The 21755-nt window shown below is 33.8% G+C and carries 26 protein-coding genes; 16 read left to right on the top strand and 10 right to left on the bottom strand.

Annotation, left to right across the window (positions count from 1 at the left end; all coding sequences use genetic code 11):
• The first annotated feature begins 63 nt into the window (after window positions 1-63).
• The 5 genes from GQR94_RS14590 (at window position 64) to GQR94_RS14570 (ending at window position 4015) form a co-directional block, all read left to right on the top strand.
• Window positions 64-636, top strand: a complete 573-nt coding sequence (locus tag GQR94_RS14590) for a collagen-like protein (protein WP_158976309.1) — start codon at window positions 64-66, stop codon at window positions 634-636.
• Window positions 637-789: 153 nt separating this feature from the next.
• The gene (msrB, locus tag GQR94_RS14585; RefSeq protein WP_158976307.1) at window positions 790-1293 is read left to right on the top strand and encodes a peptide-methionine (R)-S-oxide reductase MsrB; all 504 of its coding nucleotides are present in this window, start codon (window positions 790-792) and stop codon (window positions 1291-1293) included.
• Window positions 1294-1471: 178 nt separating this feature from the next.
• On the top strand, window positions 1472-2863 hold the full coding sequence (gene lpdA, locus GQR94_RS14580; protein ID WP_158976305.1) for a dihydrolipoyl dehydrogenase: 1392 nt from the start codon (window positions 1472-1474) through the stop codon (window positions 2861-2863).
• Between the two features lie 73 nt (window positions 2864-2936).
• A complete protein-coding gene (locus tag GQR94_RS14575) occupies window positions 2937-3221 on the top strand; it encodes a DUF3817 domain-containing protein (protein ID WP_158976303.1) in 285 nt (94 codons plus the stop codon).
• A 110-nt stretch (window positions 3222-3331) separates the two neighbouring features.
• Window positions 3332-4015, top strand: a complete 684-nt coding sequence (locus GQR94_RS14570; RefSeq protein ID WP_158976301.1) for a hypothetical protein — start codon at window positions 3332-3334, stop codon at window positions 4013-4015.
• 304 nt (window positions 4016-4319) lie between these two features.
• Here the strand turns inward: GQR94_RS14570 and aroQ are convergent, their stop codons facing one another.
• Both aroQ and GQR94_RS14560 read right to left on the bottom strand, forming a co-directional pair.
• A complete protein-coding gene (gene aroQ, locus GQR94_RS14565; RefSeq protein WP_158976299.1) occupies window positions 4320-4733 on the bottom strand; it encodes a type II 3-dehydroquinate dehydratase in 414 nt (137 codons plus the stop codon).
• A gap of 172 nt (window positions 4734-4905) precedes the next feature.
• A complete protein-coding gene (locus tag GQR94_RS14560) occupies window positions 4906-5781 on the bottom strand; it encodes a hypothetical protein (RefSeq protein ID WP_158976297.1) in 876 nt (291 codons plus the stop codon).
• 44 nt (window positions 5782-5825) lie between these two features.
• Here GQR94_RS14560 and GQR94_RS14555 point away from each other — a divergent pair, with 44 nt between their 5' ends.
• On the top strand, window positions 5826-6158 hold the full coding sequence (locus tag GQR94_RS14555; protein ID WP_158976295.1) for a TM2 domain-containing protein: 333 nt from the start codon (window positions 5826-5828) through the stop codon (window positions 6156-6158).
• A 65-nt stretch (window positions 6159-6223) separates the two neighbouring features.
• Here the strand turns inward: GQR94_RS14555 and GQR94_RS14550 are convergent, their stop codons facing one another.
• Together GQR94_RS14550 and GQR94_RS14545 are read right to left on the bottom strand one after the other, a co-directional pair.
• Window positions 6224-6688, bottom strand: a complete 465-nt coding sequence (locus GQR94_RS14550; RefSeq protein WP_158976293.1) for a hypothetical protein — start codon at window positions 6686-6688, stop codon at window positions 6224-6226.
• Window positions 6689-6815: 127 nt separating this feature from the next.
• The gene (locus tag GQR94_RS14545; protein ID WP_158976291.1) at window positions 6816-7346 is read right to left on the bottom strand and encodes a hypothetical protein; all 531 of its coding nucleotides are present in this window, start codon (window positions 7344-7346) and stop codon (window positions 6816-6818) included.
• A gap of 184 nt (window positions 7347-7530) precedes the next feature.
• On the opposite strand from GQR94_RS14545, the gene xerD reads away from it, so the two are divergent.
• Window positions 7531-8427 carry a site-specific tyrosine recombinase XerD gene (xerD, locus tag GQR94_RS14540; protein ID WP_158976289.1) on the top strand — a complete coding sequence of 299 codons (897 nt, stop codon included), beginning with the start codon at window positions 7531-7533 and terminating at the stop codon, window positions 8425-8427.
• A 2-nt stretch (window positions 8428-8429) separates the two neighbouring features.
• Here xerD and GQR94_RS14535 read toward each other — a convergent pair whose 3' ends face one another.
• Both GQR94_RS14535 and GQR94_RS14530 read right to left on the bottom strand, forming a co-directional pair.
• Window positions 8430-8915, bottom strand: a complete 486-nt coding sequence (locus GQR94_RS14535; protein ID WP_158976287.1) for a hypothetical protein — start codon at window positions 8913-8915, stop codon at window positions 8430-8432.
• 118 nt (window positions 8916-9033) lie between these two features.
• On the bottom strand, window positions 9034-10326 hold the full coding sequence (locus GQR94_RS14530; RefSeq protein ID WP_158979628.1) for an NAD(P)/FAD-dependent oxidoreductase: 1293 nt from the start codon (window positions 10324-10326) through the stop codon (window positions 9034-9036).
• A 98-nt stretch (window positions 10327-10424) separates the two neighbouring features.
• On the opposite strand from GQR94_RS14530, the gene GQR94_RS14525 reads away from it, so the two are divergent.
• From GQR94_RS14525 to GQR94_RS14515, 3 genes are all read left to right on the top strand, one after another.
• Window positions 10425-11849 carry an amidohydrolase gene (locus GQR94_RS14525; protein WP_158979626.1) on the top strand — a complete coding sequence of 475 codons (1425 nt, stop codon included), beginning with the start codon at window positions 10425-10427 and terminating at the stop codon, window positions 11847-11849.
• A gap of 119 nt (window positions 11850-11968) precedes the next feature.
• Window positions 11969-12463: an RNA polymerase sigma factor gene (locus GQR94_RS14520; RefSeq protein ID WP_158976285.1), complete on the top strand. Its 495-nt coding sequence runs from the start codon at window positions 11969-11971 to the stop codon at window positions 12461-12463.
• A 13-nt stretch (window positions 12464-12476) separates the two neighbouring features.
• Window positions 12477-13124: a hypothetical protein gene (locus tag GQR94_RS14515; RefSeq protein WP_158979624.1), complete on the top strand. Its 648-nt coding sequence runs from the start codon at window positions 12477-12479 to the stop codon at window positions 13122-13124.
• Here the strand turns inward: GQR94_RS14515 and GQR94_RS14510 are convergent.
• Both GQR94_RS14510 and GQR94_RS14505 read right to left on the bottom strand, forming a co-directional pair.
• The gene (locus GQR94_RS14510) at window positions 13121-13924 is read right to left on the bottom strand and encodes a 1-acyl-sn-glycerol-3-phosphate acyltransferase (RefSeq protein ID WP_158976284.1); all 804 of its coding nucleotides are present in this window, start codon (window positions 13922-13924) and stop codon (window positions 13121-13123) included. The genes GQR94_RS14515 and GQR94_RS14510 overlap by 4 nt on opposite strands.
• Window positions 13925-13963: 39 nt before the next feature.
• Window positions 13964-14602: a CoA pyrophosphatase gene (locus tag GQR94_RS14505; RefSeq protein ID WP_158976282.1), complete on the bottom strand. Its 639-nt coding sequence runs from the start codon at window positions 14600-14602 to the stop codon at window positions 13964-13966.
• Between GQR94_RS14505 and GQR94_RS14500 the strand changes: the two genes are divergently transcribed.
• Window positions 14601-15305 (top strand): peptidylprolyl isomerase, encoded by a 705-nt coding sequence (locus GQR94_RS14500; RefSeq protein WP_233268324.1) that lies wholly within the window; start codon window positions 14601-14603, stop codon window positions 15303-15305. The two genes, GQR94_RS14505 and GQR94_RS14500, sit on opposite strands and share 2 nt — an antisense overlap.
• Before the next feature lie 199 nt (window positions 15306-15504).
• Here GQR94_RS14500 and GQR94_RS14495 read toward each other — a convergent pair whose 3' ends face one another.
• Complete coding sequence (locus GQR94_RS14495) at window positions 15505-16122, bottom strand: trimeric intracellular cation channel family protein (protein WP_158976280.1); 618 nt, start codon at window positions 16120-16122, stop codon at window positions 15505-15507.
• 3 nt (window positions 16123-16125) lie between these two features.
• Window positions 16126-16839: an RDD family protein gene (locus tag GQR94_RS14490; protein WP_158976278.1), complete on the bottom strand. Its 714-nt coding sequence runs from the start codon at window positions 16837-16839 to the stop codon at window positions 16126-16128.
• Between the two features lie 33 nt (window positions 16840-16872).
• On the opposite strand from GQR94_RS14490, the gene GQR94_RS14485 reads away from it, so the two are divergent.
• The 5 genes from GQR94_RS14485 to GQR94_RS14465 are packed head-to-tail and all read left to right on the top strand — an operon-like array spanning window position 16873 to window position 21671.
• On the top strand, window positions 16873-17838 hold the full coding sequence (locus tag GQR94_RS14485; RefSeq protein ID WP_158979620.1) for a stage II sporulation protein M: 966 nt from the start codon (window positions 16873-16875) through the stop codon (window positions 17836-17838).
• A complete protein-coding gene (locus tag GQR94_RS14480; protein WP_158976276.1) occupies window positions 17831-18727 on the top strand; it encodes a hypothetical protein in 897 nt (298 codons plus the stop codon). The genes GQR94_RS14485 and GQR94_RS14480 overlap by 8 nt, the downstream gene beginning before the upstream one ends.
• Window positions 18728-18732: 5 nt before the next feature.
• Window positions 18733-19473 carry a DUF4129 domain-containing protein gene (locus tag GQR94_RS14475; RefSeq protein WP_158976274.1) on the top strand — a complete coding sequence of 247 codons (741 nt, stop codon included), beginning with the start codon at window positions 18733-18735 and terminating at the stop codon, window positions 19471-19473.
• Entirely contained in the window at window positions 19460-20683 is a 1224-nt protein-coding gene (locus tag GQR94_RS14470; RefSeq protein ID WP_158976272.1) for a DUF4350 domain-containing protein, read from the top strand. The genes GQR94_RS14475 and GQR94_RS14470 overlap by 14 nt, the downstream gene beginning before the upstream one ends.
• Window positions 20673-21671, top strand: coding sequence for a MoxR family ATPase (locus GQR94_RS14465; RefSeq protein WP_158976270.1), 999 nt, complete (start codon window positions 20673-20675; stop codon window positions 21669-21671). The genes GQR94_RS14470 and GQR94_RS14465 overlap by 11 nt, the downstream gene beginning before the upstream one ends.
• Window positions 21672-21755: the final 84 nt, after the last annotated feature.

Below are 21755 nucleotides of genomic sequence, written 5' to 3'. Positions count from 1 at the left end.
GGAATACTTTTTGATTCTATCGTTTCACGTGAAAAACAATATTTAAAACTTAAATAAAATAAAATGAAAAAAGCAATACAATTACTAGGAATGTTTTCAATAATACTATTTGTTTCTTGCTCTGGGAATGATGGATTTGATGGAAGAGATGGTGTAGATGGAAGAGATGGCTCAGACGGTTTAGATGGTATAAGTGCTCAAGTTTTTGAAGTTGATGGTGTAAATTTTGATTTTGAAGCGGACAATAACTGGTTTGCGACAAGATTAACATTTAATGATTTTACAAATTTTGAAATTCTGGAATCTGATGCTATTCTTGTTTATAGATTTGATGGTGAAGTAGAGTTGTCTGACGGCCCTGCAAACAATTGGAGCTTAATTCCTCAAAATTTCTTTGTAAGTCAAGGTACATTACAATACACTTTTGCACACAATTTCGTAGATATGGATTTATTTATTGATGGAAATTTTGATATGGCTACATTAAGTGATGATTTTACACAAAATCAATTTTTTAGAATAGTAATATTACCTGGTGATTTTCTAAGTTCTAAACTAGATAAGTCCAATATGGCTGCTGTATTAAGTGCAATCAATGTTGACGAAGAAAGTATTGCGCGTATTTCTATGAAATAGTTGCTCTTTAAAATTTTTATAAGCTCCATTAGAATATGATCTAATGGAGCTTTTTATTTATAAGTACTTGTACATTTATCAAAATTTTAACGACCAATTAATTCTGAGCTACGTAAATTAGAGTGAAAAGAAAATTTAATTAAAAAAAAAGCTATGATTAAGAATATCCTATTAGGTGTATTATTTATCGTCACCGGATGCAATGGTGTTTCTCAAGAGAAAAAAGTTGCGATGGACGATAATACCAAACAAGAAGAAAATTTTGAAGTAAGCCTTTCAAAAGATGAATGGCGTAAAAAATTAACGGCTACAGAATATTACATTCTTAGAGAGGAAGGAACGGAGCGCGCTTTTTCTAGTGAGCTTCTAAAGATTAAAGAAGCTGGTATTTACTCTTGTGCTGCTTGCGGAACGCCCGTTTTTAAAAGTGAAAACAAATTTGATTCAGGAACAGGATGGCCTAGTTTTGATGAAGAGATTAAAGGAAATGTTGCTTTTGATGTAGACTACAAAATTGGTTACGAACGCACCGAAGAACATTGCGCTGTTTGTGGCGGACATTTAGGGCATGTCTTTAATGACGGTCCTAGAAAAACCACAGGCAAAAGACATTGCATTAATGGCGCCGCACTAAATTTTACACCCACAAAAAAATAAGTGTAAGGCATTTTATAAACACCATTATTTTAAAAAATTAAAAGGCTATTTAAAAAAATAAATAGCCTTTTTCTATTTGTAACAAATCTATCTTGTAATTTTCAAAAACTAGTTACCCCTTTGCTTTCGATTTTGTAACTTTGCAACTTCAAATTAAAACATCAAAAAAAATATATACATGAGCAATTTTGATATTATTGTTTTAGGAAGTGGCCCAGGAGGCTATGTAACTGCGATTAGAGCGTCTCAATTAGGATTTAAAGTGGCTATCGTTGAGAAGGAATCTCTTGGTGGGGTTTGTTTAAATTGGGGGTGTATACCTACTAAAGCATTGATAAAGTCTGCTCAAGTTTTTAATTATTTACTGCATGCCGAAGATTACGGTTTAAAAGTAAGTGATGTAGATAAAGATTTCAGTGCGGTCGTAAAAAGAAGCCGTAATGTTGCTGAGGGTATGAGCAAAGGTGTTCAATTTCTTATGAAAAAGAACAAAATTGAAGTTATCAATGGTTTCGGTACTTTAAAAGCTGGGAAAAAAGTTTCTGTAAAAGACGCAGAAGGCAAAGTAACAGAATATAGTGCTACTAATATTATCATAGCAACTGGTGCTCGCAGTAGAGAATTGCCTAGTTTACCTCAAGATGGTAAAAAAATAATTGGCTACAGACAAGCAATGACTTTAGAACATCAGCCTAAAAAAATGATTGTTGTAGGTAGTGGTGCTATCGGAATTGAGTTTGCTTATTTTTACAATGCAATGGGTACGGAAGTTACTGTTGTAGAATACTTACCAAATGTTGTTCCTGTTGAAGATGAAGATATCTCAAAACAATTAGAACGTAGTTTCAAGAAAGCAGGAGTTAAAATTATGACTTCTTCTGAAGTGACTAAGGTTGATACTTCTGGTGAAGGCGTTAAAGTAACGGTGAAAACTGCAAAAGGTGAAGAGCATTTAGAAGCTGATATTGTACTATCTGCTGTAGGTATAAAAACAAACATTGAAAACATTGGTTTAGAAGATGTTGGTATTATTACCGATCGTGATAAAATTTTAGTAAATGATTTCTACCAAACTAACATCCCTGGTTATTATGCTATTGGTGATGTTACTCCTGGACCTGCTTTAGCACACGTTGCTTCTGCAGAGGGAATTCTTTGTGTAGAAAAATTAGCGAACCTACATGTAGAACCGCTAGATTACGGTAATATCCCTGGCTGTACGTACAGTACTCCAGAAATTGCTTCTGTTGGTTTAACAGAAAAACAAGCGAAAGAAAAAGGATTAGATATTAAAGTTGGTAAATTTCCATTCTCAGCGAGTGGTAAAGCAAAAGCTTCTGGAACTCCTGATGGTTTTGTAAAAGTTATTTTTGATGCTAAATATGGCGAATGGTTAGGTTGTCATATGATTGGTGCTGGAGTAACAGATATGATTGCTGAAGCGGTTGTAGCTCGTAAATTAGAAACTACAGGTCATGAAATATTAAAAGCAATTCACCCACACCCAACAATGAGTGAAGCGGTTATGGAAGCCGTAGCTGATGCTTATGATGAAGTAATACATTTATAATATAATTCCAAAAAGTAAATAAATAAATGCTGTGTTAACCCACGGCATTTTTTATACTATACACTATAAAAATATGCTGAAACTATTTAGTCTTACCGCAATTTTAGAGGGAATATCTTACTTGCTCTTATTTGGAGTAGGAATGCCCTTAAAATATTTAGCAGACATACCAGAACCTAATATTTATATAGGTTACGCACATGGCTTCTTATTTATCGCTTATTGTGTGTTAGCGGTATTGTTTTGCTATGAAAGGAAATGGGGATTTAAAAGGTTACTCATTTTACTGGTTGCCTCACTACTCCCATTTGCTACGTTTTATATTGACAAAAAATACTTAAAGCCATTGGAAGCTTAAAAAAAAAAGCAGCATATCACCCTAAACCTTATTTTAAAACCCCTGTTATCAGGGGTTTTCTCTTTTAATAAATACAACATCTTTGTTACAATGAATTAAAAGAACACGTTATGTATTATAAGGTTACAGAGTACCACGATCCGGTTGGAAAAAAACAAATACCGAGTAAATGTCCTGGTTGTGGAACTTCTAATTGCTTAGAACTCCTTTTTTATCAGAAAAGAATAGAAACTTCATTTTCAAAAAAAATAACCACTAAAGTTAGTGGCATACTTTTCTGCGATAATACACAATCAGAAATTGCTCCCGTACTATGGACCGATGAAATTGATCAGTATTACCTCACCGAAAAAAGCAACCTAAAACTAGAGCCTAAAAAGCTAAGCTTCAATAAATGGTTCTATTCTTTAATAATTCTACCCCTTATACTTATCTCTGCTGCCATAAGTTATAACTTGTATGAAGAGGAGAGCTATATTGACGAAACAAATGCTATTGAAAAAGTACATGTAGGGGAAAAAGTAATGGTCTTATACACCACTACAGACAGCAATAATGTTATCGATAATGGTACCACTTGGTTTTTAGTCAAAAAAATTGAAGCTGATTCTATTTGGGTACAACGTCATGAAATTTTTGCTACAGAAGGCGATGCTAATTTTGATTTAGCAGCATCTAAGTTTACCCGAGAAACGTTAAAAGCATCTCTAAAACAATTTAAAACCAGAGGATTATTTGCACACGATTACCCTTCTCAGAAATTTTCAGGATACATAACAGAAATTAAAAAATAGCTCTGAAAAATATGTACAGCGCTAAAACCTCTAGACACTCCTATACCTTTTTACATAAAGCCTTCGTATAAGGAATCGGCTTTATTGCCTTTGGTCACTATTAATAAGTTGATTTAACCGTTTGGGAGAATTTTACTAAAGAAATAAACCTACATGCATTATTGTAGTTTATTTAGGACTACGCTGCTAAAATAGGTGCTACAGGATTCTATTCTACTATAGGGTTTATTATTATTTTTTCTGGCTATAAAAAAAAACTAGTGACTACAAAAGGCTCATCAAAGCTACTAAAAACAAAGGTGATCTATAAAAAACTCTGTATGGCTAAATCATAGCTCTGTAAACCAAAACCTAAGATAACACCTTTGGCAACCGGTGATATATAAGAAACATGTCTAAATTTCTCTCGCTTATGCGTATTAGAGATATGTACTTCTATAACAGGTGTGGTTACTGCTTTTATAGCATCGCCAATTCCTATAGACGTATGGGTATAAGCAGCAGCGTTTAATACGATACCGTCGTATGAAAAACCTACTTCTTGGATTTTTCCGATAAGTTCGCCCTCAATATTCGATTGAAAATATTCTAACTCTATATCCTTAAACTTAAACTGAAGCTTAACAAAATAATCTTCAAAAGTATCCGAACCATATATTTCTGGTTCACGTTTGCCTAAGAGGTTTAAATTTGGACCGTTAAGTATTAGTATTTTCATCAGGTAGTTGTTAGTTGTTTTTTTATTGGTCTGAGGTAATTCGCCAATCAACAATAAAGCTGCTAGTGCTTTTTGCCTAGGTTCATTTCATTCTGCTAAAATAATAATTAAAAAGGCATAAAAAAAGCAGAAGAGTATCTTCTGCTTGTTAATGCATATATAGGGTCATATTCTAATGAACTACGATCACCGAAGTATATTCGTCTTTTTTTAAATTGCTCAAAAGATCAATTGTTTTATCCCCTAAAGTAATTTCAATTTTTGCAGTATTAGGTGCTATTTGCCCTACATTATCTGCTCTAAACTTTAGTAAGTTTTCTCCTTTTTGTAATTTTAAGGTAATGACCTTTTTGTTCTTCTGTATGGCATGGTTATTAATGATATTCTTTCCATTGTAGAATATAGAAATTTTATCTCCGTCTAACTTTCCCGCATCCCAAATAGTTACTTTCATTGATGCGTCTTTAGAAAACATGGTGGTTTTTTCATCTGCCTTTAAAACATTCAAACCATTTAAATCAATAAGATTCATGACATCAATCTTTTGCTTTATGCTATCTGCTATTTTATTGGAGCGCTGAATTTTTTTATCTGCTTTTTTTGCAATTTTTTCAATCTTCTCCATGTTTTTTACCATAATATCCCCATTAATGCAGGCTACACCATCACTATACTTCCCTAAAAAAGGCCCTTCTAACATTTGCTGCCCATTAGAATTCTTAAGTTTTCCTGTAAAATGAACATAACAAAAATCATACGTTGTAATATCAGATTTTGTGTATTCAATTCCTGTTTCATTAAAAGTTAATACTTTTTCTTTAGCATCATATAAGCCTTCTACATAAGATTTAGTTTCGTGCGCACCTCCCATATTTGTCACTGAATAGCCTTTTACCGTATTATCTTTTAGGATTTCAAAATTTAATCTATAGGATATAAAAGAACTATCATTCAGTTTAAGAACGCCTAAATACTCTTGTTCGTCTTGGGCTACGAGCAAACTTATAGAAAAAAGATTCAAAAAAATTGTAAGAAAATATTTATACATCTTTTAAAATATTATATTTGAGGAAACCAAAAATATACTTAAATATGAGATTAAAATTATTTTTACCAGTTTTCTTTTTCTTAATCGCATTTTCTACAGTTGAAGCATCTTTTCCTGTAAAAAGAGCTGCTACTACAGAACAAAGCACGACGATTAATAATGATTCTGAATCAGAATTATTTACTCCTGCAGCCGCTGCAGCAGGTTATGACAAATGGGTAGCAGTAGCATTTTGGTTCTTTTTAGGAATTTTTGCTGCACACCGTTGGTATGCAAAGAAACCAGCTGGTTGGAACATCCTATTTATCCTAACATTAGGTGGATTAGGAATTTGGGCTATTGTTGATTTAATTAATATCCTTACAGATAATTTTTAATCACAATATAAAGCATAAAAAAGCCGAGGGTATTTCTACTCTCGGCTTTTTTTGTTTAATCAATTTTAGTCTAAAACGTATCTAAATCCTAGACCGAATCTAGCAGCTTCAAATTCACTACCATCTCCGTTAAAGCCTAAAGCAGGCCTCCAATCAAAGGTAAGCGCTAAAGGAACTGTATTAAATTTAAGATCTAAACCTACCATCGGGCGTACTAAAAAATTAGATCCTCCGTCATATAAAGTAATCCCTGGTCCTACTCCTGCATACCATTTTAAACCATCGGCACCTTCTATAGGTCCATGATATTCATAGAATGCCTGAATCAATGTAGAGCCACTTGCGAATAATACATCAGCTTCAATAGCCGTATCGGGAGCTAAGAAATATTTAGCACTAGGACCAACATAAGTTTGCCCTGAACCAAAATCTATTCCTAAGCCTACCGCCGTTTTATAATCCGATTGTGCATGTAATTGCGACCATCCGAATACACATACTACAAGTACAAATGTTGCTATTCTTTTCATTATCTCTAGTTTTCCATTAAGAAATCAAAGCTATTTTTTTTAGCCAACACTGCAAAATTTATCCTTCAGTTTTATGTAAAAAAAAGGAAGCCAATTGGCTTCCTTTACTATTTAAACTCGTGTATTCTTAAAAATGTAATGCAAAACCAACGTTGAATTGTAATGCATCTTCATAAAAATCATTCAAAGCAACGTTGTAACGTAGACCTGGCTCGATGCTAACATTCTGACCTAAAAAGATAGCATAACCACCTTGTAAACCAATATAACTAGGGTTTTCATCAGCATCTTTAATACTTGAACCTGCATAATCAACCTGAACAGGAATCATACTTGAGATATAGTATTTAGCGCCAATTTTGTAATTAAAAGAACTATAATCTAAAAGGCCAATAGTAGTATCTGAATAACCAAGACCAACTTTTACCGCTAGATCATCTGCAACAAAATAACCACCTTCAGCACCAATAGACCATGAGGTATCTCCATCAACTGAAGTTAAAGAGAATGCGGTATTTGATCCTGCAGCTGCTCCGAAACCAGTATTCGCTTCAATTAACCAACTACCCATGTCTGTTTGACCGCCACCATTTTCATCTTGTGCCTGAACACCAAATCCAAATAAAGCCATAGCAGCAATTAAAAACACTTTTTTCATAATTTTAAGTTTTTGTTTATGTTATATTTAAAAGTAAAAACGATGAGAATTACATTTTATTTTAAAGTATTTTCTACGAAATAGACAAAATATCTAAATTATTTTATCAAAATACACAAAATCAAGTCATTAGATGCTAAAAAAAAGTTTGTTTTTAACCCAATTTTTCAGGTACATTTAACGTATGAAATGGAACAATGCATTGAATGATTATCAAAACTATTTAAAAATAGAGCGTGGCCTTTCTGAAAATTCTATCAGTAGCTATTCTTTAGACCTACAAAAACTACTTTTATTTTTAGAAACGAATAAGATTGTTACTTCTCCTATTAAAATAGACAAGCACATTGTTCAGCAATTTGTTTATGAAATTTCTAAAGATGTAAATCCACGTTCTCAAGCTCGGATAATTTCGGGCTTGAAAAGCTTTTTTAACTACTTAGTTTTTGAGGACTATAGAACAGACAACCCGTTAGAGCTGATAGAGTCTCCTAAAACGGGCAGAAAATTACCAGACACCCTTTCTGAAGATGAAATTAATGATTTGATAGCAGCTATAAATCTGTCTACCCCTGAAGGAGAGCGGAACAGAGCTATTCTAGAAACCCTGTATGGTTGCGGCGTTAGGGTATCAGAACTCATCAACCTTAAAATTTCTGATTTGTTTTTTGAAGAAGACTTTATCAAGGTTACGGGTAAAGGTGATAAGCAGCGTTTTGTACCCATTAGCGACATCAACAAAAAATACATCTCCTTATATAAAAATGAAATTAGAGTCCACTTAAACATTCAAAAAGGATTTGAAGATATCTTGTTTCTTAATAGAAGAGGAAAACAATTGACTAGGGCCATGATTTTTACCATCATAAAACAACTAGCTGTAAAAATAGATTTAAAGAAAACCATTAGTCCGCATACCTTTAGACATTCATTTGCTACACATTTATTAGAAAATGGAGCAGATTTGAGAGCTATTCAACAAATGTTAGGACACGAAAGTATTACGACTACGGAAGTTTACATGCATGTAGACCGGTCTCATTTGGCTCAAGTACTTAATGAGTTTCATCCAAGAAAGTAACTTTAAAATTTTAAGGTTGTTCCTAGCTTTATTAAACTGCTATTGTAATTATTATTAAAATTCTGCTTCCCTATTATAGTTTCGCTCATGAGTTCTATCAATAAATTTTCCTGTACCTCATAACTTAGGCCATTCATAGCACTAAAGTTCATGGTGCTGTTTGCGCCACCCACAATATTACGCTCCATAATCATTTCCGCCCCTGTTAATATACTAAGCTTTCCTAGAATAGGCTTACGAAATAGCAATTGAGGTTTAAAAACGTCTCCCATCGCATTGGTATCATAATACCCTCTTAACATCAATGCATTTTTTTCATTAATCTTCCAGTCCATAATAAAACTAGAGTGCTGTTCATCATTGGCGAAATTAGCATACCCGATAGAAGAAATAGAAAAACTGCCTAAACTATTGGGTATTGTTTCTTCCTGAGCATGTGCCCAAATTACACCTAACAGAAAGGTAAGAGGTAGTAATAATTTAATCATTGTAGTAGTTTTAGGAAACATAACGCAAGAAAAGTAACTAAAAACCACTAATAATCATAGAGCTATAGAGAATATTACCCTAACATTAACATAGTATATCGAAAAAAACCAATCAACCTTAGTCTTTAAACATGGTATAATCTCTCTTGTAAGGCCTAATTATTAAACGTGCTTCCCGATCAAAACGCACATAATTGTATACCCAATTGATAAATACTACCATACGGTTTCTAAAACCTATTAAAAAGAATAAGTGAACAAACATCCAAACAAACCAGGCAAAGACACCTTGAAACTTATATGCATCTAAATCTACCACTGCTTTATTTCTGCCAATAGTAGCCATACTTCCTTTGTCCTTATAGACAAAGGGCTTTAAAGGTTTATTCTCTAACAAATATGTTAAGTTTTTACCTAAATTTTTACCTTGCTGCATTGCAGGTTGCGCCATCATGGGATGCCCACAAGGATAATCGGGTAATTCCATTCCTGCAACATCCCCTACAGCAAATATATTGCTGTGTCCAATGACTTGATTAAATTCATTCACTTTAATACGATTGCCGCGCATTAACAAATCTTCTGCATCGAGGCCTTTTATGGCTGCCCCTTTTACGCCAGCCGCCCAAACAAGTGTTGCAGCTTCAAAAGACAAATCAGTTTGAGTAGTCGCTAATTTTCCGTCGTAACTTTTTACACGAGTATTCTTCCATACTTGCACGCCTAATTCTTCTAAAAAATCTTCTGCCTTCTTAGAGGCTTTCGCACTCATCTCTTTTAGAATTCGGTCTCCAGATTGCACTAAATTTATCTGCACTCTTCGCGTATCTAAATCTGGATAATCTTTTGGTAAAATGCCTTTTTTAATTTCTGCCAATGCTCCTGCTAACTCCACACCCGTTGGACCACCACCTACAATCACAAAATTCATGAGTGCATCTCTTAGATGAAGGTCATCGGTAAGCAAGGCTTGCTCAAAGTTTTCTAAAATTAAACTCCTAAGATTCAAAGATTCCGGGATGGACTTCATCACCATTCCGTTTTTTTCAATCTCTTTATTCCCAAAAAAATTAGTTTCAGAACCTGTAGCCATGACCAAATAATCATAATTAATGGCTCCAATATTGGTAATCAACTCATTCTTCTCTGGAATCACTTCTTCTACATTTGCCAAACGAAAGAAGAAATTTGGATAATCTTTTAAAACTTTACGAATAGGATATGCGATGGAATCTGGTTCTAAACCACCTGTAGATACTTGATATAATAAAGGTTGAAAAGTGTGGTAGTTATTTTTATCTAAAAGTAACACTTGCACTTCTTTCTTACTTAGCTCTTTAGCTAAAGAAATACCTGCAAAACCTCCTCCTATAATTATGATACGGGGGAAACTACTTTTTGGAATGTTCATTGCGCTCATAAAAGTAAAAATAAACAATCGGTGGTAGCTAGCATAAAAGAAAATGCTATTTTTATAGGGATCTTTAATAGAAAAATTATTTTCCCATGATGAAACAATTACTCCCTGCCTTTATTAGTCTTTTTTGTGTGTCCTTTTTAATGGCCCAAGAAACGAAAGAAGATGTTCTAAAGGAATTGGAATCTAAAAATGACGAATATACTGCTATAGCGCAAAACATATGGAATTATGCAGAGATGGGGTACCAAGAAGAACAAAGTAGTGCACTTCTGCAAAAGACACTTAAGAAGAATGGGTTTACCATTAATAAAGGAGTCGCAGGAATCCCTACCGCTTTTATAGCTGAATATGGCAGTGGTTCTCCTGTAATTGCTATTCTTGGTGAATATGACGCATTACCGGGACTTTCACAAAAAGCGATCTCAAAAAAAGAATCTTTAGGAAAAGTTGCTGGGCATGCATGCGGACATCATTTATTTGGCACTGCTTCTACTGCTGCTGCTATTTCAGTAAAAGAATGGATGCAGTCTAATGCCATAAAGGGTACTATTCGTTTTTACGGTTGCCCTGCAGAAGAAGGCGGATCCGGAAAAGTATATATGGTAAGAGAAGGTTTATTTAATGATGTAGACATTGCTTTACATTGGCATCCAGGAAGTCAGAATGCAGCTAGCGCTGGTGCAGCCTTAGCCAACAAATCTGCGAAATTTAGATTTTATGGTATTTCGGCACATGCTGCAGCATCTCCTGAAAAAGGACGTTCTGCATTAGATGGCGTAGAAAGCATGAATGCTATGGTAAATATGATGCGGGAACATATTCCTCAGGAAGCTAGAATACATTATGTTATTACTGATGGAGGAAAAGCCCCTAATGTAGTTCCAGATTATGCTGAAGTTTATTATTACGTTAGACATAACAATAGAGACGTTGTTATTGATCTGTTTGAACGCCTTAAAAATGCCGCAGAAGGAGCTGCATTGGGTACTGGAACCACAATGAAATATGAAATGATAGGTGGTACACACGAATTATTGCCAAATTTAACTATTCAAAAAATTATGTATGATAATTTGACCGAAGTAGGTGGATTCACGTATACTCCTAAAGAGCAACAATTTGCAGATGAAATATCGCTTACCTTAGGATTTGATAAGACGGATATGAGTAAAGTAAACACGATAGCACCTTATACTACAGAAGGAAGAGCTTTTGGTTCTACCGATGTTGGTGATGTTAGTTTTACTGTGCCTACTGCAGGCTTAAGCACCGCTACTTGGGTTCCCGGAACAGCGGCTCATAGTTGGCAAGCTGTTGCCGCTGGAGGTACATCTATTGGGTATAAAGGGATGATGAATGCAGCGAAAACATTGGCATTAACCGCTATTGATATTTTTAATACTCCCGATTTAATTGTAAAAGCAAAAGCAGAATTAGAAGAAAAGAGAGGTGAAGATTTTAAATATATTCCTCTTTTAGGAGATAGAAAACCCGCTTTGGACTACAGAAATTAATGATTTTCAACATATTAACACATGCTATAAAAAACCGATATATTATTTATCGGTTTTTTTAGTTTTAAGTGTAACAAATTTATAGTTTACGCTACTAATAAGCATCAACCAACCACAACGTGAGTAAAGAATTAGAGCATTCATTTGTAACTGAACTTGAGAACAATCAGAATATTGTTCACAAGGTTTGTACGCTGTACACAAATGATAGGGATGCTCATAATGATTTATTCCAAGAGATTACCATTCAACTCTGGAAAGCATATCCAAAATTTAGAGGTGATGCCAAATTTAGTACATGGATGTATCGTGTTGCTTTAAATACAGCGATAACGCTATATCGAAAGTCAAAAAAGAGTGTAAGAACAATTGATTATGATTCGGTAATATTTAAAATAAAAGCCGACGAATATGATGCAACGGAAGAACAGCAATTAAAACTAATGTATAAAGCGGTAAAGCAATTGAATGATATTGACAAAGCTTTAGTTTTTCTGTATTTAGAAGATAAAAATTATACAGAAATTTCTGAAACATTGGGGATTTCTGAAGTAAATGCAAGAGTGAAGATGAACAGGATCAAAACAAAATTAAGAACCATACTTAATCCATAAGATTATATTTATGATGGATGAACTAGAATTATTAAAAAGAGATTGGCAAAAGAAGGAAGTAGCACACCCTAAATTGACCTATGACGAGATATATAAAATGCTTTGGAAGAAATCCTCTTCTATTGTAAAGTGGATTTTTGTGATTAGTATTTTAGAATTTGTTTTACCGCACCTACTCTACTTATTGCCTTCAACAAGGAACAATATAGACCTTTTTGGAACCACTGGTTTTGATAACTACTTTGTAGGGTTTTCTGTGTTTTACTATACGGTAGTTTGTTATTTTATCTACCAATTTTACAGTCGCTATAGAGAAATTTCCGCCCTTGATAATGCCAAACACTTGATGTCTAAAATATTAAAAACAAGGAGAACAGTTAAACACTATATCATCTTTTCTTTATCTATGGTTTTTGTAATGATTTTGATGTTTATGTTGGGTATTTACTTGAACAATGACTTTTCTTCTCTCATTACAGATATGAGTGCTAATGCAGAAAATATAAACCCTATTGAATTAAAAACAACCTTAATTATTACCATTGGAGTCTTTGGTCTAATTATGATTGCTGTAATGGGTGTTGTGTATTTTTTACTTTATGGATTACTTTTAAGAAAACTAAATAAGAATTATGCTGAACTTAAAAAATTAGAAATTTAAATACGCCATTTACGTTGTTTATTTTCTTCTTCTAAAGCCACTAAATCTTTCTCAGAAAGTACTTTTAAGAAAGATGGGTGTTGCTCAATAGCATATTCAAGTTTTTCTATGATAGCGTCAAAAGATTCGTTCTCATAATCTATATCTAAAGGTTCTTTAATCACCATAGATTGAAGGATTCCTTTTTTCTTAACGCGTAATCCTTTTTTATCAAAAGAACGTCTAAAACCATCGATAACTACAGGAACTACTATAGGTTTGTATTTTTTAATAATATGAGCTGTACCTTTTCTTAGTGGTTTCCAAGGAGTTGTTGTTCCTTGTGGAAAAGTTATTACCCAACCATCATCAAGCGCTTTACCAATATTGGATATATCGCTCATTTTAACTTGTCTATTTACATCTTTACCTTCTGCTCTCCAGGTACGTTCTACACTAATAGATCCTGCATAAGCCAAAATCTTAGTCAGTAAACTTTTCTTCATAGTCTCTGCTGCTGCAACATAATACATGTTCAGCTTAGGATTCCAGATATAGCCAATATTTTTAATATTATTATCTCGCCCACTCAAACTAGCATTGAATACGTGAAACATAGCAACCACATCTGCAAAATAGGTCTGATGATTACTAACAAACAATACATTAGTCTCTGGTAAGCTGCGCAGAATATCTGCGCCTTCTATCTCTAAGGTATTAAATCCTTTATACCTTCTATGAGAAAGTATGGCTAAAATACGAATCAACCATTTCTTTATAAATAAAATATGTCCAAAAGGATTTTTCTTAAATAGGGGCATCGTAGTTAATTTTGTAGCTACAAAATTACGAAATAACCGTTATAGTACTTGCTTTAATAACTCTTTTACTTCACTCAGCATCATTGCGGTAGCTCCCCAAACCGTGTAACCGTTTAATTTAAAGGCAGGTACCTCAACATTTTCAGCGTAAGATGTTGTTAAATTTTCATTAAAAACAGCGTGGTCGTCCATAAAATCTCTTAATGATACTTCAACTAGAGCTGCAACTTCTCTCTCTTGAAGAATAAACGGACTTGGATTTTTGTACAATCCAATATATGGTTGAACTTCAAAATTACTAGGTGGGATATATAATTCTGTAAGTGATTTTATAACTTCTACTTGCTCTGGAGGAACACCTACCTCCTCATGTGTTTCTCTTAAAGCAGTATGCAATAAGTCTTCATCAAATTTTTCTGCCTTCCCCCCAGGGAATCCAATTTGGTTAGAATGAACACCTTTATATGTTTTCCTTAGAATTAATAATAGGGTAGTTTCTTCTTTTCTAGGATAGAAAAGAGACATCACTGCTGCCTTACGGGCATTTTTCAATGTCTTCTCTATGTTTCGTAATTCTTCTATACGAATATCCGGCGCCATTTTATAGTGCGAATCTACGCCTGGAAGCGGTAGATTTTTTATTTTTGAAATCCGTTTAGAAAAATCATCAAAATTCATGGTACAAAAACAGTTCTATTTTTTAGCCTTTATCACTCTTATTATGGCTTCTTCTTGTAAAGATACGCCAACGAAAATAACTCCGAATAATTCTGCCACGGAGATTAAAAAAGATACGACTATTAAAGTCCCTAAAAAAGAGGAAGCTGAGAAATTTGTTTTAGATGAAGAAAATGTAATTCCGTTTTTCTTTGAATATTCAAAAACCCTGAAAGAGGATAAAGTAAAAATTACAACTAATCTAGGTAGTTTTACCATTCAACTTTATGATGATGTTCCTTATCATAAAGCCAATTTTATCTACCTCACTAAAAAAGGGTATTTTAATTCCACTTATTTTCATCGTGTGGTGAAGAATTTTATAATTCAAGGGGGGAATTCTGACAATGCAGAGACAGGTAGAAAGCGTGGGGAAATAGGCAGGTATTTATTACCTCCAGATACCAAAAAAGGGTATAAACACCATCGGGGAACTATCTCTATGCCCAGCAGTGAACTAGACAACCCACATAAACTAGCATCGCCTTTCGAATTTTTTATCGTAGTTACCAAGCCAGGCTCCTATCATTTAGATGATACCTACACCCCTTTTGGTAAAGTTATAGAAGGTATGGATGTGGTAGATTTAATCAATAGCCAACCTGTAGAGGAAGGTGATTGGCCCGTGCAAAACATTCGTATTCTTAATGCAGAGGCCTTTTAAAGTTAAACACAAAAAAAGTATAAGAATCAATATTCTAAAAAATAGCCCAAATCAATTTTACAACGATTAATCTTTATCTAGAGTCGTAATACCTTAGATCAATGCACGCTGTTTTCTAGACACATCTCTTACCCTCAAAGCACCTGAACCGACACTCTTTTCAGTACTACTTATAAATATGTGCTTAACAATTAAAGTTTTACGCTTCTTTTGGAGCCTTATAGATATTAGGCAACGTAATCTTAAATAGAACGGCTAGCAAGCGAACTGTAATTACAATAATAATACCTCCAACATAAGGGTAAGCATCTTTTAGGGGTAACTTTTCTAGTAAAAAATAACCAATTCCCCCTAAAATACAAGCGGTAGCATACACTTCTTTTCTAAAAATAACCGGAATTTCATTACACAAAATATCACGTATAACCCCTCCAAAACTTGCAGTGATGGTTCCTAAACCAACGCACATAATGGGGTGAAGCCCTATCGCTATTCCTTTTTGGATACCCACCATAGTGTATAGGCCTATCCCAATAGTATCAAATAAAAACAAAGACTTCCGAAGGTATTTCAATTGACTTCTAAAAACAACCGCTACAAATACAGTTGCTAAAATAGTCGCCAGATAAACAATATCTTCCAACCAGATTACAGGAGTACTCCCAATAAGGATATCACGTAAAGTACCCCCGCCAACCGCAGTAACAAAAGCAATAATAAAAACACCAAAAATATCTAGCCTTTTATCCATAGCCATCATAACGCCAGAAATAGAAAAGGCAATAATCCCTAAAATATCAATTGTAAAATAAAACATATGCTAATCCTGTGTGTAATAACTATAATCTTTAATAACGATATCTACAAATTCAATAGCCATAAGATCTGTTGTAATTACGGCTACTCCTTTAATTTTTTTACTTAACTCTACAATTACATTATGATCTCCTTTTCTACGCGCATCATCATACATTTGCTTAATCGTTTGCATCTCACGGTCACTAAAAACGGTTACTTGCGGAAATCTTGGCACATAATCCTCGGGTAATTCTCTTAAAACAGTATCGCTAATACTTATCCTTTTTTTCTCACTAATCACAGTTGTTCCTGCTGCCATATCTCCTACCCGTTGTCCGTTTCCTCTAAGTAAAATTGTCAATACAGCGACTCCGCCAGAACTTAATGATATATCCAAAATCCGCAATATCCATCGCACAAAATAATTTGCAAATGTAGGGTTTGATCCGTCAAGTTTCACCACTCTAATTTTCAAAGCACTTTTTCCTACCGTTTTACCATTATTAAAGGTTTCTAATAATAAATAATATAAAAAAGGAGGCAATGAAAATAACATATACATCGTCCAAGAATCTCCTCCATCTAAATTTAAGGAGACCATAAGGATGATGACAAGAATATAATATGCGACAATTATAAGGGTGTCGATTAAAAACGCCAACATACGATCACCTAAATGTGCCGTATTTTGACTAATACTAATATTTTGAGCGGTTTCTATTTGAAATTGTTCCATATTTTACTTTCTTTGGATAAATACCCAAGGTTAATGCGCGAGGCTGCTTTCGTTAAACAAAATAAAGACAAATGGACAACTTTTGAAAATGTCCTTGCAAAGAAAACAGAAATAAATCCTGATGAGCTTTCTGACCTTTATATTGAAATTACCGATCATTTAAGTTACGCCAAGACCTTCTACCCACAAAGCAATACTGAGTTTTTTCTAAACGCACTCGCTGCCCAAGCCCATAGGCAAATCTATAAAACAAAACGAGAATCTAAGAACCGTATTGTACGCTTTTGGAAAACAGAATTTCCTACCATGTTTTATCACCATCAAAGAGAACTTTTAATTGCTTTTCTTGTGTTTGGTTTTTTCGTGGCCGTTGGTGTTTTTTCTGCCGCAAACGAAGGAGATTTTGTCCGTTCTATTTTAGGCGATGGCTATGTAAATATGACTTTGGATAATATTGAAAATAACGACCCCATGAAGGTGTACAAAGAACAGGGAGAATTTAATATGTTCCTTGGTATTACCATCAACAATATTCGTGTAGCACTAATGGCCTTTGTTTACGGAGTTTTACTAGGAATAGGCACCTTGTATATATTACTCAGCAATGGGTTGATGTTAGGGTCTTTTCAGTATTTCTTTTTTGAAAAAGGTTTGGGATGGGAATCTGTAAGAACCATTTGGATTCATGGTACTATAGAAATTTCTGTAATCATCATTGCTGGATGCGCCGGCTTAGTTTTAGCCAATGGCATGCTATTTCCCGGAACCTATCCCAGAATAGAGTCTTTTAAAATGGGAGTCCTTAATGGTTTAAAAATTGTAGTAAGTACCATTCCATTTTTTGTCATTGCAGGTTTTCTAGAAGGTTTTGTTACCCGGCATACCGAAATGCCAGATTGGTTAGCTATTTTTATCATCTTAGCCTCATTATCATTAATTGTTTTTTATTATATTATTTACCCCATTCAACTCCACAAGAAAAACCAACCACATGAATAACCAATACATAGAATTTAAGAAAAAACGTGAGCTAGGCGATATTTTAACAGATACTTTTGCTTTTTTGCGGACCCAGTTTAAACCATTTTTCATCACGTTCTTTAAGATTGTAGGTCCCTATTTAGCAGTTTTTTTAATTAGCTATGGCTTTTATTTTTCCAGTTTCTCATCAATACTAGATTTTGATCCTAATGCTAATTTTGAATCCAGCCCTTTCGCTGTTTTTTCTAGTATTTCTTTTGTCCTTGCGGCAATTGCTTTACTACTTTCGGGAATAGCCACCTATGTACTTTCGCAAGCAACCACCCTATATTATATTCAATCCTACACGGAGAATAACGGAATTGTTAATATGGCTGAAATCAGAAAAAATACCTATAAAAACTTTTGGAGTTTTATTGGCTTAGGTATTTTAGTTATGCTGTCTGTGGGAATCGCTTTTATATTTTGCTGTATTCCTGGAATATTTTTATATGTACCACTTTCCCTGAGTTTTGCGATTATGGTATATAGTAAACGAAGTGCTACTGATTCCTTTGGCTATAGTTTTGATTTGGTTAAAGACCATTGGTGGATGACTTTTGCTACTATTTTCGTAGTAGGGCTCATCGTTACTTTTGCCTCCTACGCCTTTAGCATTCCAGCTGCCATATACCAATATTTTAAGATGGGTGTTTTTTCGGGAGAACTTGATGCGGAAAATATGAGTGTAAATTTTATAGACCCCATTTATATTATACTTAATTTAATTTCTACGCTTGCACAATTCTTATTTAATATTATATCGCTCGTTGCCATTGCACTTATTTATTTTAACCTAAATGAAATTAAAAATAATGAAGGAACTATGGAGCGTATTCAAAAATTAGGAGGAGATTTAGACTCATAAATTCTATGAAGCAACTTCTATTCATTTTTTTCTTTTTATCTCGTCTCCTGATGCCTTTACAGGCACAGCGGGACACTCTTGTGGTGCGCTATGATGATTCACAATTAAGTACTCAAGAGATTACTGAAGACGACTTGAGTACTTATAAGGATGATGCCGCCTTTAATTACGAAGAGAAAGTGAAAGAACCTACTTGGCTCGACGAAGTGTGGGCATGGTTCCAGAATATTATTACCCGAATATTTGAGTGGATTTTTGGTATTGATGCTGCTGTAGGGCCATTATCCTTTTTTCTAAAATTACTCCCCTATTTACTAATCGTTTTTCTACTATTTATACTCATTCGCTTTTTTATAAATGTAAACTTACGCAACCAGAAAAATACCGCTACAAACGGGAATATTGTTGGGTTATCTGATGAAGAAAACATTATTAAAAATGAGAATATTGATGATCTTATCGCAAATGCTGTTGCTAATAAAGACTACCGCTTAGCCATTCGATATTCCTATTTAATGATTTTAAAACTGCTAAGTGAAAAAGATATTATAGCATGGGAGTTGCAAAAAACAAATTCTGATTATCTCAATGAAATAAATAAAGAACAATTAAAAATACCTTTTAAAGCAAGTACACGCCTCTATGAATATATATGGTATGGTGATTTTACGATAGATGAAACCAAGTATCAAAAAGCAGCAATTGCTTTTTCTACGCTTAAAAATAACATCCATGAGAATTCGTAAAAATAATATTTTTTATATCATCCTAGGGCTACTTACCTTCGCGCTAATATTGTATTTAGAATACAATAAAAAAGAAGAACTTAATTGGTTTCCGTCTTATGTCGCACAGCACAAAATTCCCTATGGAACGAAAGTCTTAAATGATATTTTTGAAAAGAAATTTTCAACGACTGAAGCCGTTACTGTGCCTCCATTCGAGTTTCTAAATTCAAATGATAATATAGAAGAAAGCACCTATATTTTTATCAATAATTCCGTTTCATTTTCAAAAGCAGAATTGGAAACACTTCTGGATTGGACCACTAAAGGAAATACACTTTTTATTGCATCTTCTAATTTTGAAAAAGAGTTATTAGATACGCTACATTTAAAAACCAAGAGCCTATTTGGTGATGAAGGTTTAGAACATCAATTTCAGCATCGTTTAGTAAACCCTCAATTAAATTCAAAAATAAAATACACCTTTAATAAAAGTTATAGCACTATGTATTTTAGCCAATTAGATACGCTAAATACTATTGTAATTGGTGAAGTTTCTAATGCATCTGGCAATGCTACAGATTTTGAAACACACCCAAATGTCATCCAACAAAAATTTGGTGAGGGCAATATAATTCTAACCACCTTTCCCATAGCATTTACCAATTACTTTATTTTAAAAAACAAAAACAGCACATACACCGCAGGATTATTATCCTATTTAAATAACGAAAAGCCCATATATATTGATGCCTATTATAAGAGCGGTAAAAAATTCTACTCCTCTCCTATGTATATCTTTTTAAATACAAAAGAACTAAAATGGGCATATTATATGATTCTTATAGGCGCCTTCGTATACGTATTGTTTGAAGGCAAGCGTAAACAAAGAGCGGTGCCTATTGTAAAACCATTACAAAATCAAACCTTAGCATTTACGAGAACCATAGCAGAAATGTATTATGAAAAAGGCGACCGTAAGTCTATTGCACATCATAAAATAGCTTTCTTTTTAGACTACATTAGGTCGCACTTTTATTTAAATACTTCAGAGATTAATGAAGATTTTTTTCAAAATCTTGCCGCAAGAACACATCATGAAACGCATGAAATTAAAGACTTATTTTTAATATTCAGCAGTCTAAAGCATAAACAACATATAACCGACGTAGAATTAATAAAACTTAATACTGCGATAGAAAATTTTAAAGCAAAAGCCCATGGAAAATAACGAAACAGATCTGAACGATTTAAATTTTGATAATAGAATACCATTAGACGATTTAAAGAATGCGGTAGATGCCATAAAAGCAGAATTAGCCAAAGTAATCATTGGCCAAGAAAATTTTATAGAACTACTTATTGTTTCTCTTTTGGTAGACGGCCATGTGTTAATTGAAGGTGTTCCTGGAATTGCAAAAACAGTTACGGCAAAACTTTTTGCTAAAACCTTAAAAACCAATTTTAGCCGTATCCAATTTACACCAGATTTAATGCCTAGTGATATTTTGGGCACGTCTATCTTCAATGTAAAAACATCTGAATTTGAGTTTAAAAAAGGGCCTATTTTTTCTAATATTGTTTTGATTGACGAGATAAACCGTGCTCCTGCTAAAACACAAGCCGCCATGTTTGAAATCATGGAAGAAATACAAGTGACTATGGATGGTACCACCTATAAAATAGATGCTCCGTTTATGGTTTTAGCGACTCAAAATCCTATTGAACAAGAAGGCACATATGCACTACCAGAAGCACAATTAGACCGCTTCTTATTCAAAATTAAGGTAGAATACCCTACGCTAGAAGAAGAAGTGAAAATTATACAAACACATCATGAACGTAAGGGTAGCAAACCACAAGGGTTAATTGATGCGGTGATTTCTCCTGAAAAACTAGTAGACTACAAGCAAAAAATTCAAGAGATTGTAGTGGAAGAAAAAATTATTAAATACATCGCTGAAGTAATTTCTAAGACTCGTAACCACCCACATTTATATTTAGGAGGTTCTCCTAGAGCTAGTATTGCTACATTAAATGCAGCAAAGGCTTTTGCAGCTATTGATGGGCGTGATTTTGTAATCCCGAATGATATTAAAAGAGCATTAGTTCCTGTATTAAATCATCGTGTGATCCTAACACCCGAACGAGAAATGGAAGGTATGAGTACGGATAGTGTGATAAAGATGATCATGGAATCTGTAGAGATACCGAGATAATTGATGGTTGACAGTTGATGGTAAGATTGAATTAAAACCAAGTACACATCTAAATATAAAATAGCACCTTGCCTGTTTTTCAAT

Origin of the sequence: Cellulophaga sp. L1A9 (assembly GCF_009797025.1) — a bacterium.
GTDB lineage: Bacteria > Bacteroidota > Bacteroidia > Flavobacteriales > Flavobacteriaceae > Cellulophaga.
This window is presented reverse-complemented; position numbering and strand designations above follow the sequence as displayed.

Coding starts and splice junctions, on each gene's coding strand:
- GQR94_RS14590 (WP_158976309.1), top strand. CDS start 64: ATGAAAAAAGCAATACAATTACTAGGAATGTTTTCAATAATACTATTT.
- msrB (WP_158976307.1), top strand. CDS start 790: ATGATTAAGAATATCCTATTAGGTGTATTATTTATCGTCACCGGATGC.
- lpdA (WP_158976305.1), top strand. CDS start 1,472: ATGAGCAATTTTGATATTATTGTTTTAGGAAGTGGCCCAGGAGGCTAT.
- GQR94_RS14575 (WP_158976303.1), top strand. CDS start 2,937: ATGCTGAAACTATTTAGTCTTACCGCAATTTTAGAGGGAATATCTTAC.
- GQR94_RS14570 (WP_158976301.1), top strand. CDS start 3,332: ATGTATTATAAGGTTACAGAGTACCACGATCCGGTTGGAAAAAAACAA.
- aroQ (WP_158976299.1), bottom strand. CDS start 4,733: ATGAAAATACTAATACTTAACGGTCCAAATTTAAACCTCTTAGGCAAA.
- GQR94_RS14560 (WP_158976297.1), bottom strand. CDS start 5,781: ATGTATAAATATTTTCTTACAATTTTTTTGAATCTTTTTTCTATAAGT.
- GQR94_RS14555 (WP_158976295.1), top strand. CDS start 5,826: ATGAGATTAAAATTATTTTTACCAGTTTTCTTTTTCTTAATCGCATTT.
- GQR94_RS14550 (WP_158976293.1), bottom strand. CDS start 6,688: ATGAAAAGAATAGCAACATTTGTACTTGTAGTATGTGTATTCGGATGG.
- GQR94_RS14545 (WP_158976291.1), bottom strand. CDS start 7,346: ATGAAAAAAGTGTTTTTAATTGCTGCTATGGCTTTATTTGGATTTGGT.
- xerD (WP_158976289.1), top strand. CDS start 7,531: ATGAAATGGAACAATGCATTGAATGATTATCAAAACTATTTAAAAATA.
- GQR94_RS14535 (WP_158976287.1), bottom strand. CDS start 8,915: ATGATTAAATTATTACTACCTCTTACCTTTCTGTTAGGTGTAATTTGG.
- GQR94_RS14530 (WP_158979628.1), bottom strand. CDS start 10,326: ATGAACATTCCAAAAAGTAGTTTCCCCCGTATCATAATTATAGGAGGA.
- GQR94_RS14525 (WP_158979626.1), top strand. CDS start 10,425: ATGAAACAATTACTCCCTGCCTTTATTAGTCTTTTTTGTGTGTCCTTT.
- GQR94_RS14515 (WP_158979624.1), top strand. CDS start 12,477: ATGGATGAACTAGAATTATTAAAAAGAGATTGGCAAAAGAAGGAAGTA.
- GQR94_RS14510 (WP_158976284.1), bottom strand. CDS start 13,924: ATGCCCCTATTTAAGAAAAATCCTTTTGGACATATTTTATTTATAAAG.
- GQR94_RS14500 (WP_233268324.1), top strand. CDS start 14,601: ATGGTACAAAAACAGTTCTATTTTTTAGCCTTTATCACTCTTATTATG.
- GQR94_RS14505 (WP_158976282.1), bottom strand. CDS start 14,602: ATGAATTTTGATGATTTTTCTAAACGGATTTCAAAAATAAAAAATCTA.
- GQR94_RS14495 (WP_158976280.1), bottom strand. CDS start 16,122: ATGTTTTATTTTACAATTGATATTTTAGGGATTATTGCCTTTTCTATT.
- GQR94_RS14490 (WP_158976278.1), bottom strand. CDS start 16,839: ATGGAACAATTTCAAATAGAAACCGCTCAAAATATTAGTATTAGTCAA.
- GQR94_RS14485 (WP_158979620.1), top strand. CDS start 16,873: ATGCGCGAGGCTGCTTTCGTTAAACAAAATAAAGACAAATGGACAACT.
- GQR94_RS14480 (WP_158976276.1), top strand. CDS start 17,831: ATGAATAACCAATACATAGAATTTAAGAAAAAACGTGAGCTAGGCGAT.
- GQR94_RS14475 (WP_158976274.1), top strand. CDS start 18,733: ATGAAGCAACTTCTATTCATTTTTTTCTTTTTATCTCGTCTCCTGATG.
- GQR94_RS14470 (WP_158976272.1), top strand. CDS start 19,460: ATGAGAATTCGTAAAAATAATATTTTTTATATCATCCTAGGGCTACTT.
- GQR94_RS14465 (WP_158976270.1), top strand. CDS start 20,673: ATGGAAAATAACGAAACAGATCTGAACGATTTAAATTTTGATAATAGA.